Source organism: Ornithinibacter sp. (genome assembly GCF_035443565.1).
Taxonomy (GTDB): domain Bacteria; phylum Actinomycetota; class Actinomycetes; order Actinomycetales; family Dermatophilaceae; genus Fodinibacter.
Genome location: NZ_DAORSO010000313.1, coordinates 1 through 1,751, shown reverse-complemented (window position 1 = coordinate 1,751; position 1,751 = coordinate 1). Strand labels below are relative to the sequence as shown.

Sequence of the window (1,751 nt, the reverse complement as noted above, 5' to 3'; positions counted from 1 at the left end):
GCGAGACGGGCAGGAAGAAGTCGCGGTGGCGCACCGTCTGGGTGACGACGAAGGCAAGGTACAGCGCGAGCGAGGCGACCGCGGCGAAGGCCAGCTGGGTCGGGGTGAACTCGGGGCCGGGGGCGCTCTCGGTGACCGTCGGCAGCACGAGGCAGACGGTGGCCAAGGTGGCCACGGTCGCGAGCGCGCCACCGGTGCCCTCGGCGTTGAAGCGCACCGTGCCGAACCGGCGCGACCCGAGCAGCAGCGACAAACCGAGGATGCCGTTCACGGTGATCATGACCGCGGCGAAGACCGTGTCCCGCGCCAGGGTGGCCGCCTCGTCCCCGCCCGAGAGCATGAGCGTGACGATGAGGGCCACCTCGATGACGGTCACCGCGACGGCGAGCACGAGTGAACCGAAAGGCTCCCCGACCCGGTGGGCGACCACCTCGGCGTGGTGCACCGCCGCGAGCACGCTCCCGGCGAGCAAGAAGGCGATGAGGACGACGACGACCAGGTTGATCGACCGGCCCCACGTCGCGGCCAGCGCGGCGAGACCGACGACCGGCATGACCTGCCAGACCCGGTTCATCACCGGGCTCGCGGCCACCGCCATCAGGAACCGCCCGCCAGTGCCTGCTCGGCCGCGAGGACGACGTTGGACAGCAGCATCGCCCGGGTCATCGGCCCGACACCTCCGGGGTTCGGGCTGACGAACCCGGCGACGTCCCACACGCTCGGGTGCACGTCACCGGCGACGATCGACTTGCCGCTCTCGACGTCCTCGATGCGCGAGACCCCGACGTCGAGCACCGCAGCCCCTGGCTTGACCATGTCTCCGGTGATGATGCCGGGCACCCCCGCGGCCGCGACGACGATGTCGGCCTGGCGCACCTCGGCGGCCAGGTCACGGGTGCCGGTGTGGCACAGCGTGACCGTGGCGTTCTCCGAGCGGCGGGTGAGGATGAGCCCGAGGGGCCGACCCACGGTGAGGCCGCGCCCGACGACGACGACCTTGGCGCCGGCGATCGGTACGTCGTAGCGGCGCAGCAGCTCGATGCACCCGACCGGGGTGCACGGCAGGGGCGCCGTCTCGCCGAGCACGAGCCACCCGAGGTTCATCGGGTGCAGGCCGTCGACGTCCTTCGTGGGGTCGACGGCCGACAGGATGGCGTTCTCGTCGAGCCCGGTCGGCTGCTGCACGATGAAGCCGGTGCACTCGGGGTCCTCGTTGAGGCCGCGCACGACCTCGAGCACCTCGTCCTGGGTCGTCCCGGAGGGCAGGTCGCGGCGGATGCTGCGGATGCCGATCTCGGCACAGTCGCGGTGCTTGGCCCCGACGTACCACTGGCTGCCCGGGTCCTCACCGACGAGGACGGTTCCGAGCCCGGGGACGACGCCCTGTTCGGCAAGGGCGGCGACGCGCGCCCGCAGCTCTCCCTTGATCGTCTCGAGGATGGCCTTGCCGTCAAGCGTCGTCGCGGTCACGGGCCAATCCTTTCACGGCCCTTCAGGCACCCGTGCCGCAAGGGCGGCAAGTGCGGCCGGGAAGCACTGCTCCGGCGGCGTGACGAGCCCAGCCCCGACCTGCCCGGTGCCTGCGACCCGCCCGGCCATCCCCGTGTTGATCTGGGGAAGGATGCCGCTGCGTGCCACGAGCGCGGCATCGATCCCGGTCGGGGTGCCGCGGAACCCGAGGATCGGCACCTGGTAGGCCGGGTGCTCCCCCACCGTGATCTCGTACATGGTGCGCGTCGCCCGCAGCGCGA

The 1,751-nt window shown here is 71.9% G+C and carries 2 protein-coding genes and 1 pseudogene; all 3 read right to left on the bottom strand.

Translation table 11 applies throughout. The features are described 5' to 3' along the window. Positions 1-598 (bottom strand): calcium:cation antiporter (locus PLL68_RS14805; protein ID WP_502910729.1); only part of this gene is annotated, 598 nt, incomplete at its 3' end. After that, the gene (locus tag PLL68_RS14800) at positions 598-1,470 is read right to left on the bottom strand and encodes a bifunctional methylenetetrahydrofolate dehydrogenase/methenyltetrahydrofolate cyclohydrolase (protein ID WP_324535393.1); all 873 of its coding nucleotides are present in this window, start codon (positions 1,468-1,470) and stop codon (positions 598-600) included. The genes PLL68_RS14800 and PLL68_RS14805, both read right to left, overlap by 1 nt. Positions 1,471-1,482: 12 nt before the next feature. After that, a pseudogene (locus tag PLL68_RS14795) lies at positions 1,483-1,751 on the bottom strand (DUF1116 domain-containing protein); the annotation flags it as partial.